Source organism: Moorena sp. SIOASIH, from assembly GCF_010671925.1.
Taxonomy (GTDB): domain Bacteria; phylum Cyanobacteriota; class Cyanobacteriia; order Cyanobacteriales; family Coleofasciculaceae; genus Moorena.
In genome coordinates this window covers 20,117-31,861 of record NZ_JAAHIH010000014.1, presented here as the reverse complement: position 1 = coordinate 31,861, position 11,745 = coordinate 20,117, and the positions used below count along the sequence as shown (strand labels likewise).

Here is an 11,745-nt window from a genome sequence, read left to right as displayed (position 1 = left end):
TCTTGCCTCTTGCCTCTTGCCTCTTGCCTCTTGCCTCTTGCCTCTTGCCTCTTGCCTCTTGCCTCTTGCCTCTTGCCTCTTGCCTCTTGCCTCTTGCCTCTTGCCTCTTGCCTCTTGCCTCTTGCCTTTTGCCTTTTGCCTAAACTCCAAAATGTACCTCAACCAATTGAGAACTGCTATATATGGCTAATAGTGCTAACCGTGCTTAGCAATCTTTGAATCACGAATAGCTTACAAGTCAGTTCACAAGTCACTTCAGAAGTCACCAGCTAAGGCAGCATTACAGCGTTCGCAGATGGTAGGATGCTCAGCAATTGTACCTACTTTAGATCCGTAGTTCCAACAGCGATCGCATTTTAAGCCTTCTGCATTGACTACCCCTAGCGCTATAGTTTCTGATTCAGCCCTATAGGTGGCTGTTTGTATAGCTTCTAGGGAATCTACTAATTCTACTTGAGAGGCTAAGAGCAGATAGCGCAATTCATCCACTTGATTGCCACTCAGGCTATCGGAAGGATTCATAGCTTCCAGGCGCTGCTTTAATTGTTGATCTTTAACATAAAGCAATACCTTAGCATCTAGAGATGAGCCAATCATCTTTTCGGCTCTGGCTTGTTCAAGTACTTTATTGACTTCTGTGCGGATGCTGCGCAAGGTTGACCAGGAGGCGGCTAGTTCAGGGTTTTTCCATTGCTCGTCTAATTTGACCCAACCTGACTCAAAAACCGATTGATGGGATTTCTGGTAAGGGAGGTATTGCCAGATATCTTCTGCCATATGACAGAGTACGGGTGCGATCGCTTTAGCTAAATTTTCTACTGCTACTTGTAGCACTGTCTGACAACTGCGCCGCCGTGGTGAGTTGGGAGCACTGATATAGAGTCTATCCTTGGCAATATCCAGATAGAAGTTAGACAGGTCTACTACACAGAAGTTCTGCACGCTCTGGAAGAAGCGGAAGAATTGATAACTCTCAAAGGCATCAGTTACATCCTCAAATACCTCTGTGATCCGGTGTAGCATGTAGCGGTCTAATTCCGGTAATTCCTGAACAGGCACCTTATCCTTAGCTGGGTCAAAGTCATGAAGGTTCCCTAGCAGGAAACGGGCTGTATTGCGAATTTTGCGATAGACATCTGCTAGCTGCTTAAGAATACTCTGAGATATTGGAACATCTGAGGAATAGTCTACAGAAGATACCCACAATCGCAGCACATCAGCTCCGTAGGGGGGTTCTTTTTTCTGGTTTTTACCACCCTCGATGATTATAGCTGGTTCCAAGATATTCCCCAAAGACTTACTCATCTTGCGTCCTTGGTCATCTAGAACAAAGCCGTGGGTTAAAACCGTTTTGTAGGGAGCATAGCCATTGCTGGCTACACTTGTGAGTAAGCTGGACTGAAACCAACCCCGGTGTTGGTCTGATCCTTCCAAGTAAATATCCACGGGATAGCGTAATTCTTCCCGTTGCTCGGCCACTGCTGCCCAAGATGACCCGGAGTCAAACCAGACATCCATGGTATCGTTACCCTTGCGGTAGGTCTTACCATTACTACGATAGGATTCTGGTAACAATTCCTCTACTGATAGTTCCCACCAGGCATCGGAACCTTTCTCAGCAATAATTCCCTGGACGTAAGCAATGGTTTCTTCATTGAGCAGGGGTTCGTTGGTTTCTTCGTCGTAGAATACCGGAATTGGTAAACCCCAGCTCCGTTGGCGGGAAATGCACCAATCGGAACGATCCGCCACCATCGGGGTAATCCGGTTTTGTCCTTGGGCAGGGATCCATTTTACGGATGCGATCGCATTTATTGCTTCATCCCGGAATCCCTCTACTGAAGCAAACCATTGTTCTGTCGCTCTAAAGATAGTTGGCTTTTTAGTGCGCCAATCATAAGGATATTTATGAACATAGGGTACTTCTTTGAGCAATGACCCAGCTGTGTTCAGTGCCTCAATGATGGCTGGATTGGCATCCTTGAGCACATTCAACCCAGCAAACTGTCCGGCCTCTGCTGTAAACTTACCATCCGCATCTACTGGAGAAAGGATAGGTAAGCCATAACGCTGACCCACACCATAGTCTTCTTGACCATGACCAGGAGCCGTGTGGACTAAACCTGTCCCCGATTCAGTGGTGATGTAATCCCCACCAATCACAATTTTGCTTTCCCGATCAAATAGGGGATGTTGGTAAGTACAATTTTCCAACGCCTCACCCTTAACAGTCGTTTTGACTGTAAGTGGAGTTTCCAGAGTAGCTGATAGTCTTTCTACCAAATCTGCTGCTACTAATAAGAATTGGGATTGGTTAGTTTGTGAACCACCTTCCACTACCGCATAGGTCAGTTCTGGATTAACCGCTACTGCCAAATTCCCAGGGATTGTCCAGGGAGTTGTAGTCCAGATCGCCACACCCAGATTTTGCAAAAATGGGTCTAGGATCTCCTTTATCCCTGGCGCTGCCTTAGTCATTGGGAAAGCGGCATAGATACTTGGGGAGGTGTGACCTTCCGGATATTCCAACTCCGCTTCCGCTAGGGCTGTTTTAGAACTGGGACTCCAGTGAACTGGCTTGAGACCTCTGTAGATGTAGCCCTTCAAGACCATCTGACCAAATACCCCAATTTGAGCCGCTTCGTACTGTGGGTTTAAAGTCAGGTAAGGATTTTCCCAGTCTCCCCATACCCCATAGCGCTGGAAACCTTTACTTTGCTGCTCTACTGTTTTCAGGGCAAATTTCTTCGCTTTCCGGCGCAGTTTGATCGGAGTGAGCTGTTGACGCTCCTCTAGCTTCATAGCTTGCAATACTTTTAGCTCAATAGGCAAGCCATGACAGTCCCAACCAGGGACATAGCGAACTTTGCGACCTTGCAGCAGTTGGTATTTATTAATGATGTCCTTGAGGACTTTATTCAGGGCGTGACCCATGTGCAGAGAGCCGTTGGCGTAGGGGGGGCCATCATGCAACACGAAAATCTCGCCAGGATTAGTTTGTGACAGGCGCTCGTAAATAGTTTGCTCTGCCCAAAACTGTTGGAGTTCTGGTTCTCGCTTGATAGCGTTTGCCCGCATATTAAACTCGGTTTTGGGCAGATTGACCGTATCTTTATAGCTTTTGGATGCTGTCACAGTTTAAAGCCGAAATTCTACTAGTAGAGCAGTTTATTAAGAGTTGATTAGATCCATCTAACCCACTTTAACCTGCTGACCGCTGACTGTGTATTGCTGAGTAGTTAGATTCACCATTACAGCAATATTAAACAATCAACGGTCTACAAAGGATGTTAACAAAGGATGTCAACAAAGGATATATGTCTATATATATCTCTTATTATTATGAGCAACAATTTCCCCAACCTTCAACTTTCCTTGGAAGGATTGTCGGATTTTTTAGGAATCGGTTTTTTCGGAGTTGGAGCTGGTGGCGGCTTTTGTGTTGCGCTTGACTTTTCTTTCACCTTGGGATTAGGAGGAGGTGGGGCTTTTGCTTCTGGGGCTTTTGCTTCTGGGGCTTTTGCTTCTGGGGCTTTTGCTTCTGGGGCTTTTGCTTCTGGGGCTTTTGCTTCTGGGGCTTTTGCTTCTGGTGCGATCGCTTCTGGTTTCTGGTCTGGCTCCTGACTTGACTCTGGCTGTGGGGGGGGTGAGTCTTCCTTAGCCACTGCTACTGGTTGGGGGGTTTCTGTCTTAGGGGGAGTCGTTTCAGCGGAATCTGAGGTTTTAGTGTCATCTGTTTCTAAAACCGCTTCTTGGGTAGTGGATGGTACCGTAGTTGCTTGATCCGCTGCAGGGCTTGGTTGGGCAGTTTTGGGATTAGTTTCCTGGGTGGGCGACGCCATGGTGGTATCTGCCGGTACAGCAGGAGTTCGGCCTGAGTCTTGGCGTTTGCCGAAACGATTGCCAAAAAAGCCAGTTATTTTAGCTAGTAGCCCTTTTAATGACTCAAGTGGCAGTATTTCTTGAATCTTGGTGATAAATTCAGCTTGACTTGGGATAGGGGTTTGTTGTTCAACCGGTATCAAGGCTCGTCGCAAGGTCAAGGTTTGCCAACCCAACCAGCCTACCAAAGATACACCCGCAATTTGACCGATTAAGACGCCGCCAGTAATGCGTCCAGCACAAATCCATAAGACTAGAGCGTAGAATAATCCCACTCCACTCCAGATAAAGTCATATTTACGATGAACCTCTGGTAAAAAGAAGGCAGCTAGGTAAAAGACTAAGCTACCAAGAGCAATAACCAACGCCAAGAGGTATGCCAGCATTTTCGGAGTACTCCTTACGTGCTTCTTTACTCATCATGAAGCAAAATGTTGCCTCATATACAAATTATCTATCACTTAATCACTCACTTAACCTTCACCACACTCACTCTATCCAGTATAGTTTCGGCTTTCAGTACTCCTGATCTGCTACGGATCACCTGCTAATATCGAGTTGCGCTCAAACTTACAACTTTCTCTTCCACCAATCTCCCTATGTCCCCATCTCCCCATCTGCCCATCTCCATCTGTAGTCCTACGTTAAATAATTGCTATTAGTACCGAATACGGGGGTCAATCAAAGCATTAACAATATCAATGGCAATACTTGCGATTACCACAATAGTGGCAAAAAATACCATAATCCCTTGCACCGTCGGGTAATCCCGCCCAGAAATTGCCTCATACAACCGATTCCCTAACCCTGGCCAAGAGAACGTCACCTCTGTTAACACTGCTCCACCTAATAAAGCAGCTAAGGTCAACCCTAGCACTGTAATCACAGGAATCATGGCATTTTTCAGAGCATGGGCAAAAACAATGCGCCTTTCGTGAATACCTCTAGCTCTAGCCGCTTCTACATAATCAGCCTTGAGAGTTTGCTTCAAGTTTACCCGCACAATCCGTTCAAAGATGCCACTCAACAGCAGCCCTAAGGTAATACTGGGTAACGCTAAATAATAGATAGCAGTGAAAAACTGAACTAAATTACCACTGAAGAGACTATCTATTGTATAAAGACCAGTAAACCCTTCTGGTGTTGGTAGGGTAATGGGATAGCGAGTACCGATGGGAAACCAACCCAGCTGAACAGAGAAAATTAACTGCACCACCATCCCCATCCAAAACAGAGGGATGGAGTAAGTAATGATGCCAAATAATCTCCCCCCCACATCCCAAACTGTTCCGCTGCGGGATGCCGCTAAAGTCCCAACTCCTATACCAACTAAGAATGCTATGGCCATGCCGCATACTGATAGTTCTACAGTGGCGGGGAAATGTTGTTGAATAATCTCCCAGACTTTTTGACCTTGGCTGGTGATTGAGGTACCTAGGTCTAAACGTAGCAAGGATCCTAAGTAGCGAATATACTGCAACCACAACGGGTCGGCTAATCCTAATTGTTGTCGGTATTCTTCTTTAACCCTATCTGGAGCACGATTCCCTAACACAGCATCCACGGGATCTCCTGGGGTAGCTCTGAGCAGAAGAAACACTAGGGTGGTAATAGTCCATAGCATCAGGGGCGCTAGGAGAAGACGGATTATTATGTAGTATTTTAGAGCTTTGGCACGGGACATAAGGAAACAGGAAACAGGGAATTTAGAATTTAGAATTTAGAATTTAGAATTTAGAATTTAAAATTGATAACTTAGAATTTAGAATTTAAAATTGATAACTTAGAATTGGAATCCCCCATAGCCTTATTAATAGGGTAATGGAATCGGGAACTTTGGATAAAGTATTTTTTATTTAACTTGGTATCTTTAAAGATATTTTTGCTTAATTCAAACAAACAAATGTGATTTGATAAAAGTTTTTTTTAAATACCTAATATTTATCATCCTTTATTGCCAGACTTTTACAGATTATTATTTGATTGATCGCAATTTTTTACTTAAAATATGATATCTAATCATTCTTAATTCTTCATTCTTAATTCTTCATTCTTAATTCTTCATTCTTTTCTTTCGCAAAATTGATGACTCTTGCAACAGATTTAATTAAAAATTATCCCAAGCAACGATATAAATTTTCTTTCCATCGGGGTGCGTCGATGGACCAAATTACGGTCATGTTTGGTGTTTGGTTAAGTACTCCTAGCTCATCCACTACAGTTTGACCACGGGTGAGTTCGCTTACTGTTTCTACCTCGACATAGTATTTACCTTGCCTGGTTACGATGGCTGGGTCGAGAGCCACTGCCATCGCTACAGGATCAGCAAGGGTTAAGCCAGGGGAATCTTGAATCTTAACACTGGCTTCTAAGGCGCTAGTATTGCAGTCTACAGCAAAACGTGATAATTCTGTGCCTAAGTTTTTGATTTGTGCGATCTGATCGGGGAGCAATGCTGCTTCACCACGGCTTAATTCCCAACCGACCATTTCCATGGGCATGCCACTGTGAAAGACAATTTTAGCGGCATCTGGATCTACCCAAATGTTATATTCCGCAGCTGGAGTAACGTTGCCCACCACATTAGCGGCTCCACCCATGATTACGCAACGCTTTACTAGGTAGGCTATTTCTGGGGCACGGAGTAATGCGATCGCAATATTAGTCAGTGGTGCTAGAGTAACTAAGGTGATCTCCCTGGGATTGGTCTTGATAGTATCGATGATGACATCCACACCATGAGCTAGCTGGGGTTTAGCCTGGGGATCAGGGTAGTGCATGTTCCCCATACCATCTTCACCATGGAACCAGTGAGCATAGTGGCATGGGCGGAGCATCGGTGTAGGGCAGCCAAGGTAGACAGGGGTGGATGCGCCACACATCTGGAGGGTATACAGGGCGTTTTTTGCTCCCTGTTCCACAGGTACATTTCCACTCACTATAGTGATAGCTTCAACCTGGACATCTGGCCAACGATGTGCCATCAGGAGTGCAACGGCATCATCGGAAGCCGTATCGGTATCAATCAGGAATTTCCGCATATCTGAATGTAGCATTTCTTAATGGTATTACTACCAAAACTCTTAATCTCTTCTTTAGGAAAGAACCGAAAATATCGGGCTAACCTGGGAGTGAATCCACCCTAGACAACTACTACAGCAAAACTGGCGGAGATTTTTATGACACAACGGACCTTTGGGGTAATTGGTTTGGCTGTAATGGGGGAAAACCTCGCGCTTAATGTAGAAAGTCGTGGTTTCCCAATCGCAGTATACAACCGGACTGCTGCCAAAACCGAGAAATTTATGGCTGAGCGTGCTCAGGGCAAGGATGTGAAAGCTGCTTATTCCTTGGAAGATTTTGTTCAAGCTCTAGAGCGACCCCGCAAAATCCTAGTGATGGTGAAAGCAGGGAAGCCAGTTGATGCAGTTATTGAGCAACTCAAACCTCTCCTAGAGCCAGGAGATATGATCATTGATGGTGGCAATTCTCTCTACGAAGAGACCGAGCGGCGGACCAAGGATTTAGAAGCCACAGGATTGGGATTTGTTGGCATGGGCGTCAGTGGTGGTGAAGAAGGAGCGCTCAATGGTCCGAGTTTAATGCCTGGTGGTACTTCATCAGCATACCAGGATTTAGAACCAATTTTGGTCAAAATTGCAGCTCAGGTTGATGATGGTCCCTGTGTTACCTACATTGGTCCCGGTGGTGCTGGTCACTACGTGAAAATGGCACACAATGGCATTGAGTATGGCGACATGCAACTGATTGCTGAAGCCTACGATGTCCTGAAAAATGCCTTGGGACTAGATCACAAGCAGCTGCATGAGGTATTTGCTGAATGGAACACCACTGATGAACTGAATTCCTTTTTGATTGAAATTACAGCGGATATATTCAAATACATTGATCCAGAAACGAATGGGCCGTTAGTGGAGATGATTCTTGATGCTGCTGGACAAAAGGGAACTGGAAGGTGGACTGTAGTTAGTTCCCTAGAACTAGGGGTGTCAATTCCTACCATCTACGCAGCAGTCAATGCTCGTGTCATGTCCTCTTTCAAGGATCAGCGGGTAGCAGCAGCTAAGGAAATCACTGGTCCTGTGGGTAAGTATGATGGCGATGTCAAAGCATTTATTACCAAAGTCCGGGATGCTCTCTATTGCTCTAAGATGTGTTCCTATGCTCAGGGAATGGCACTGTTGAGTCGGGCATCGGAAGAGTTTAACTACAATCTGAACTTGAGTGAAGTTGCCCGGATTTGGAAAGGAGGTTGTATCATTCGAGCTGGTTTCTTGGATAAGATTAAGAATGCCTTCAACCAAAATCCCCAACTCCCCAATCTGTTGTTAGCTCCTGAGTTTAAGCAAACGATTTTGGATCGTCAGGATGGTTGGCGAGAAGTGCTAGCGGTATCAAACAAATTAGGGATTCCAGTGCCTGCTTTTAGTGCATCCCTAGATTACTTCGACAGTTACCGACGCGATCGCTTACCCCAAAACCTGACCCAAGCACAGCGCGACTACTTTGGTGCTCATACCTACGAGCGCCTGGATAAACCCAGGGGTGAGTTTTTCCACACCGATTGGATGGGATTGAGTTCACAAGGGTAGTATAGCGGTTTTCAATTTGGTGAGGTACAGAGTCCCTGGTTTTAGGGAACAGGGAACAGGGAACAGGGAACAGAGAACAGAGAAGAGGAACCCACCCCTAACCCCTCCCAGGAGGGGAAGAGGGAACAGGGAAAAAATCTTGTGTACCTCATTAGGCTAGAAACCGCTATAAAACCTTATTACTAGACCTCTTGCAAAAGTATTTTTTTGATACTGTTTTCGTCAATTATTGTTACTGTTTTCTGTCTCCTGTCTCCTATCTCCTGACAACTGCCGCGAAGTCTACTGATTGAGGGGCAAAGCATTTGGGCGACCATGATTTATTTTGATTTGATCAGGTCATAGACCCGATGCTTTGCCTTAGCAACTAATCAAAAAATAGTCGAGTACAGCAGGATTCATAGCGCTACATTCCTTGGCCAAAAGGCCACGCTACGCGAACGTACTTTTAATTTAGAAACACCATTACAGCCATTGCTATCACAGCACAAAATAGACAATTTTTAAATCTAATTTAGATCCGTTTGCCCTGAGATAGATGAATCAAAGGTTAGGTTTAGACAAAGCTCAGTTGAATTGTTCAGAAGAATAAAATTATAGAGCACATAGAGCAATTTAAAACGAAAATTACTCTAAATGTTGAGCAACCATAGCCTTGGCCAAAAGGCCACGCTACGCGAACAGTCAGAGAAGCTTCTCCGCAACCAGCCGAATAAATTCTGATGGCTGCTTATTCTCCCGATGTTTCAGAGGAAGAGCTAGAAGGGATTAATTAACAAGCTCAACTAATTGGAGCTGTCACCACATTATTACACCAATACTGGCTCCTTGGCCAAAAGGCCACGCTACGCGAACACCAATCCACAAGTAATCCAAATAGTTAAATAGCGGCGAACGCAAACCTAGCAGCAGTGGACAAGAGCAAAAACCAAAGCAGCAGCTCGGAAAAATTCATAATCTCAGGAATTTTCGGAATGACAATCCCTGCTAATGGGTATCCGTAATTTCTGCGTTCGCGTAGCGGCTTCTTAGGAGCATCACTTTTTTCGTTGCTGCTTTGGTTCCCTGTAAAAGCAACCTGGAGATTAATCCTAAGTTCACAATTGTGCGATCACCATTAAAAAGCCCAATTTTGCGCTTAGATACCAAAATAGTAATTTTGTCAAGACTTACGGGAATTATAGTCATAAGTCCTCTAATTAGTTGTTGAGTTACTTGTTCAGCTATCAGAGGGCGATTGGCCGTAGGCCACGCTTCGCGATTGACCGTAGGTCACGCTAAGCGAACGCAATTTGTTTTGTTCGAGGTATCCAGCATTCATGGGTAGTATAGTAGGCATTTTCACAGCTACAGATCAGCATCTTGATCGGAACTTGCTTCTGCGCATGCGTAATGCAATTGCCTATAGTGGTTCTGATGACAGTTATTTAGACATTAAACCAGAGGATGGAGTGGCTCTAGGTTATGTTCCCCTGATCACGAGAGACTTAAGCGCTGATAGCTATAAGCCAATGTGGAACTCTAACCATACAAGTGTCGTTGTCTTCAGTGGTACAATTCTCAACTGCCGAGAAATCAGAGACGAGTTGGAAACATTGGGGTTTCATGTCCAATCTAATCGTGACACTGAAGTGTTACTGAAGGGATACGAAGCTTGGGGAACAGAGGTTGTTCATAAGCTCAATGGCACATTTGCTTTTGCCATTTGGGACCGCTCTGTTGGAAAGCTGTGGTTAGCGAGAGACAGATTTGGGGAGCAACCACTATATTACTTCTTCGATGAGGTACACTCTACTTTCATTTTTGCTTCAGAACTCAAGGCAATCCTAGAACACCCTGTTGTTTCCAAAACTGTGGACCTTCAAGGGTTGCAATCCTACCTGGTTTTTGGATACGTTCCTTCTCCCTTGAGCCTAGTTAAGGGGGTAAAAAAGCTACAACCTGCTCATAGTTTAATCATTGAAGCCGGAAAAACACCCCAGCTACATTGCTACTGGCAACTCAAGCAAGTGGCAACATTGCAGAGTACCCCAGAAGCAGAAATAAGAGACAATCTTCGCTCGCGGTTTGAGTTGGCGGTAAAGCGTCGCTTAGATCGCAACAGTGATTTTTCTCCCGCAGCACTTCTGAGTGGTGGTTTAGACTCTACCCTGGTTGTGGGGATGATGAGCAAACTCTTAAAAGAACCAGTTCATACCTTTTCTACAGCCTTTGAAATTGGTTCTGTTGATGCTGAAATCTGGAACACAAATCCGAATCAGTGTAACTCTGATGCTGATGTTGCTAAGGCAGTGAGTGCCCATTTTGGTACCAAACATAGTCAGCTGATTATCTCTGGGAGACAAGATTTAATCGGCACACTGCGGCGTTGTGTGAGAAATTATGGTGAGCCTCATGGTAACCAGATTAACGTCACCATGGTCTTGCTGGCTGAATGGCTTAAGGAGCAAGGAATTGCAGTAGTAATGACTGGGGATGGCAGTGATGCCATCTTGGGAGGTGAGCCGCGCCATTTATTAGATATGCAGATTAGCCTCTTGCAAAAATTACCTAAGTGGTTGCGCAACTTAGGCTATGCCAACAGAAACAAATGGCCAGTGAAAGATCACTTTAATCCTACAGCTTTTAGAAGAGTTGACTTAGCACCCTTAACTGTAGAAAGATTAAGTACTTGGTTTACCTACGGCAAGGGAGAATTTAATCATCTCTTACAGGGAGAATACGCTACAGATACCGGAGTGATAGACACGATCTATCAGGAACTATTAAAAAGTTTGCTCTCCAACAATCACATTACTAGCAACCACGATGCCCTGCTCTACATGGATTTGAAGTTGGACATTGAAGAATCAAATCGCATCAAGACATATAAAACAAGTACGCCAGCAGGTTTTGAATCCCTGACTCCTTTTTTAGATTACCAATTTGTTGAATATGCCATGTCTATTCCCTTTGCCAGGAAAGTGGGCTGGCAAAAAGATAAGCAACTGCTGAGAGAAACGTTTTCAGATTTATTGCCAAAAGTAGTAAAAAAGCGGAAAAAGTATGGTTGGCGATCGCCTTTTGGATCTTGGATAAAAGATTATATCTGGGAAGATGTTTGCGCGTCAATTAAAACCTTGCCTGAAACAGGTATTTTTAAACCAGAAGTTTGTAACTTGATACAAGACTACAAACCTGGTAACAGCCGCCAACTTTGGTCGTTGCTGACTTTTGCCATCTGGCACCAAGAATTTATGCAATGACCCAT

Annotated in this window: 8 protein-coding genes; 3 read left to right on the top strand and 5 right to left on the bottom strand. The window is 44.8% G+C overall.

Going from position 1 to position 11,745, the window contains the following annotated elements; translation table 11 throughout:
• The coding region (locus F6J90_RS43260; protein WP_293109109.1) for a hypothetical protein at positions 1 to 190 on the top strand (190 nt) is incomplete at its 5' end.
• 65 nt (positions 191 to 255) lie between these two features.
• Here the strand turns inward: F6J90_RS43260 and ileS are convergent.
• The 4 genes from ileS to F6J90_RS43240 all read right to left on the bottom strand — a co-directional run bounded on the left by ileS (position 256) and on the right by F6J90_RS43240 (position 6,938).
• Positions 256 to 3,135: an isoleucine--tRNA ligase gene (gene ileS, locus F6J90_RS43255; protein ID WP_293109106.1), complete on the bottom strand. Its 2,880-nt coding sequence runs from the start codon at positions 3,133 to 3,135 to the stop codon at positions 256 to 258.
• Between the two features lie 230 nt (positions 3,136 to 3,365).
• Positions 3,366 to 4,268 carry a Ycf66 family protein gene (locus F6J90_RS43250; protein WP_293109103.1) on the bottom strand — a complete coding sequence of 301 codons (903 nt, stop codon included), beginning with the start codon at positions 4,266 to 4,268 and terminating at the stop codon, positions 3,366 to 3,368.
• A 272-nt stretch (positions 4,269 to 4,540) separates the two neighbouring features.
• Positions 4,541 to 5,566, bottom strand: a complete 1,026-nt coding sequence (locus F6J90_RS43245) for an ABC transporter permease (protein ID WP_293109101.1) — start codon at positions 5,564 to 5,566, stop codon at positions 4,541 to 4,543.
• A 430-nt stretch (positions 5,567 to 5,996) separates the two neighbouring features.
• A complete protein-coding gene (locus F6J90_RS43240; protein ID WP_293109098.1) occupies positions 5,997 to 6,938 on the bottom strand; it encodes a nucleoside hydrolase in 942 nt (313 codons plus the stop codon).
• A 123-nt stretch (positions 6,939 to 7,061) separates the two neighbouring features.
• Between F6J90_RS43240 and gnd the strand changes: the two genes are divergently transcribed.
• Complete coding sequence (gene gnd / locus F6J90_RS43235; protein WP_293109096.1) at positions 7,062 to 8,495, top strand: decarboxylating NADP(+)-dependent phosphogluconate dehydrogenase; 1,434 nt, start codon at positions 7,062 to 7,064, stop codon at positions 8,493 to 8,495.
• A gap of 987 nt (positions 8,496 to 9,482) precedes the next feature.
• Here gnd and F6J90_RS43230 read toward each other — a convergent pair.
• On the bottom strand, positions 9,483 to 9,683 hold the full coding sequence (locus F6J90_RS43230) for a hypothetical protein (protein ID WP_293109093.1): 201 nt from the start codon (positions 9,681 to 9,683) through the stop codon (positions 9,483 to 9,485).
• Positions 9,684 to 9,814: 131 nt separating this feature from the next.
• On the opposite strand from F6J90_RS43230, the gene asnB reads away from it, so the two are divergent.
• On the top strand, positions 9,815 to 11,740 hold the full coding sequence (gene asnB / locus F6J90_RS43225) for an asparagine synthase (glutamine-hydrolyzing) (protein ID WP_293109091.1): 1,926 nt from the start codon (positions 9,815 to 9,817) through the stop codon (positions 11,738 to 11,740).
• Positions 11,741 to 11,745: the final 5 nt, after the last annotated feature.

Excerpts from the sequence above, each read along its gene's own strand:
- F6J90_RS43250 (WP_293109103.1), bottom strand. The coding sequence starts at position 4,268 with ATGCTGGCATACCTCTTGGCGTTGGTTATTGCTCTTGGTAGCTTAGTC.
- F6J90_RS43245 (WP_293109101.1), bottom strand. The coding sequence starts at position 5,566 with ATGTCCCGTGCCAAAGCTCTAAAATACTACATAATAATCCGTCTTCTC.
- F6J90_RS43240 (WP_293109098.1), bottom strand. The coding sequence starts at position 6,938 with ATGCTACATTCAGATATGCGGAAATTCCTGATTGATACCGATACGGCT.
- gnd (WP_293109096.1), top strand. The coding sequence starts at position 7,062 with ATGACACAACGGACCTTTGGGGTAATTGGTTTGGCTGTAATGGGGGAA.
- F6J90_RS43230 (WP_293109093.1), bottom strand. The coding sequence starts at position 9,683 with ATGACTATAATTCCCGTAAGTCTTGACAAAATTACTATTTTGGTATCT.
- asnB (WP_293109091.1), top strand. The coding sequence starts at position 9,815 with ATGGGTAGTATAGTAGGCATTTTCACAGCTACAGATCAGCATCTTGAT.